We start from the raw sequence: 2,298 nt of genomic DNA, 5'->3' as shown, positions 1-2,298 counted from the left end.
CGCGGAGAAGTATCTCACGCCCGAGGAAATGGCCGCGATCAAGTCGCTCGGCTCCTGGGACGAGATCATGGAGACGCTCAAAAAGCGATTGGAAGAGCAGGAAAAACGCCACCAGGGCGGCAACAAATGGGTCGGCACCGGGGGCACCAGCCCCTATGGCAATTCAGGCTATAATCCCGAAGGCGTCCGCATCGGCGGCGAGAGCAGGCACGGCCGCGCGCTGAAGGTCTGGGACCAGCGCGAGTTCAGGAACCTCGACAACACCCGCGAACTCGGCACCCGCAACATCAAGGTCGCGCTGCGTCGCCTGCGCCGCTTCGCCCGCGAAGGCGCCGCCGACGAACTCGACATTGACGGTACGATCGACGGCACCGCGCGCCAGGGCTGGCTCGACGTGCGCATGCGTCCTGAACGCAGGAATGCGGTCAAGCTGCTGCTGTTCCTCGATGTCGGCGGCTCGATGGACCCTTGGGTCAAGCTCTGCGAAGAACTATTCTCCGCCGCGACGTCCGAGTTCAAGAACCTCGAATTCTTCTACTTCCACAATTGCCCGTACGAGGGCGCGTGGAAAGACAATACGCGCCGCTTCGCCGAACGCACGCCGATGTGGGACGTCCTCCACAAGTTCGGCCACGATTACAAGCTCGTCTTCGTCGGCGACGCGTCGATGAGCCCGTACGAGATCACCCATCCCGGCGGCTCGGTCGAGCATTTCAACGAAGAACCGGGCGCAACCTGGATGCACCGCCTGACCTCCACCTATCCCGCGGCGGTGTGGCTCAATCCGGTCGCCGAGCAGCAATGGGGCTATTCGCAGTCGGTGAAGATCCTGCGCGATCTGATGAACGACCGCATGTACCCGCTGACCCTCGCCGGTCTCGACGACGCGATGCGCGAACTGACCCGCAAGCGATAACAAACCGCCATCACCACAATGCTGATGCCACCCCGGCGAAGGCCGGGGTGGTATGCTCCCCAGCCTTTCTACAGCCGCGACACCACCCCACCCGTCATCGGCTCGGGCACGCCGGTCGTCCCCGGGAAGCTGATCGGCAGCCCCTTCAACCGTCGCACGGCCATATAGGCGAAGCCCTCCGCCTCGATCGCATCGCCGTTCCACCCCAAGACATCGGTCGGCTGGGCCGTCAGCCCGGTCCGCGCCGCGATCATCGCCAGCATCGTCGCATTGTGCCGCCCGCCCCCCGCGACCAGCAGCCGCACCGGCCGCGCCGGCACGTGATCGAGCGCCAGCGCCACCGTCGCCGCGGTGAAGGCGGTCAGCGTCGCCGCCCCGTCCGCCGCTGACAGCCCCTGCGCCGGCTGGATCGTGAAATCGCTGCGGTCGAGCGACTTGGGCGGCGCCAGATCGAACCAGGGATTGTCGAGCATGGCATCGAGCACCGTCCCGTCGACCCGCCCGCCGCCCGCCAGCGCACCCCCGGCATCGAACCGCGCTCCGGTCTCCGCCTCGACCCAGCTGTCGATCAGTCCGTTCGCGGGCCCGGTATCGAACGCGATGAGGGTGCCGTCCCCGCCGACATAGGTGATGTTGGCGACCCCACCCAGGTTGAGCACCGCGACCGGCCCGGCAAGATCCCGCACCAGCGCCGCATGATAGACCGGCAGCAACGGCGCCCCCTGCCCGCCCGCCGCGACATCGGCCGACCGGAAGTCGGACACCACGGTGATCCCGACCCGCGCCGCCAACGCCGCGCCGTCGCCGATCTGCCACGTCCAGCCCCGGTCCGGACGATGCGCGATCGTCTGGCCATGATAACCGACCACCGCGACATCGGCCGCGTCGATCCCGGCGTCGTGCAGCAGCCCTTGCACCGCCTGTGCATGGATCCGCATGCTGAGATCCGCCGCGGCGCTGATGACGGGATCGTCGCAAGGCCGGTCGAACGTCAGTGCCAGCGCGGTCGCCGCGCCGAGCTGCGCCCGCGCCCCATCCGTATAGGGCTCGCCCCGAAACGCGATCGGCCGGACCACGCCTTCGCCATCGGTTTCGACCAGCGCCGCATCGACGCCATCCAGCGACGTTCCCGACATCAATCCGATCGCAAGCATCGCGCGTCTCCCCGATCCGCCTTCGCCACCCGACGCCGATTATGCAAGCGCTGGAAAAACCACGCCCGCTCGCCTATGTGACCGCGTTCCCATGGCAACGATACTCCCCACCCCGCCGAAGATCGGCATGGTCTCGCTCGGCTGTCCGAAGAACCTTGTCGACAGCGAACGGATTCTGACGCAGCTGCGCAGCGACGGCTATCGCATGTCGCCCGATTACGCGGGCGC

At 67.1% G+C, this 2,298-nt stretch carries 2 protein-coding genes and 1 pseudogene; 2 read left to right on the top strand and 1 reads right to left on the bottom strand.

The genetic code is table 11. The features are described from left to right. Nucleotides 1-916: vWA domain-containing protein (locus tag VF643_RS05930; RefSeq protein WP_331042455.1), on the top strand; the 916-nt coding region annotated here is incomplete at its 5' end. Nucleotides 917-984: 68 nt separating this feature from the next. Here the strand turns inward: VF643_RS05930 and VF643_RS05925 are convergent. Next, nucleotides 985-2,070, bottom strand: a complete 1,086-nt coding sequence (locus tag VF643_RS05925; RefSeq protein ID WP_331042454.1) for an anhydro-N-acetylmuramic acid kinase — start codon at nucleotides 2,068-2,070, stop codon at nucleotides 985-987. 91 nt (nucleotides 2,071-2,161) lie between these two features. Here VF643_RS05925 and VF643_RS05920 point away from each other — a divergent pair. Further along, a pseudogene (locus VF643_RS05920) lies at nucleotides 2,162-2,298 on the top strand (30S ribosomal protein S12 methylthiotransferase RimO); the annotation flags it as partial.

Origin of the sequence: Sphingomonas sp., assembly GCF_036387595.1 — a bacterium.
Classification (GTDB): Bacteria; Pseudomonadota; Alphaproteobacteria; order Sphingomonadales; family Sphingomonadaceae; genus Sphingomonas.
Note: the sequence above shows the minus strand (reverse complement) of the source record. Positions and strands in the feature narration are given on the sequence as shown.

Coding starts and splice junctions, on each gene's coding strand:
- VF643_RS05925 (WP_331042454.1), bottom strand. CDS start 2,070: ATGCTTGCGATCGGATTGATGTCGGGAACGTCGCTGGATGGCGTCGAT.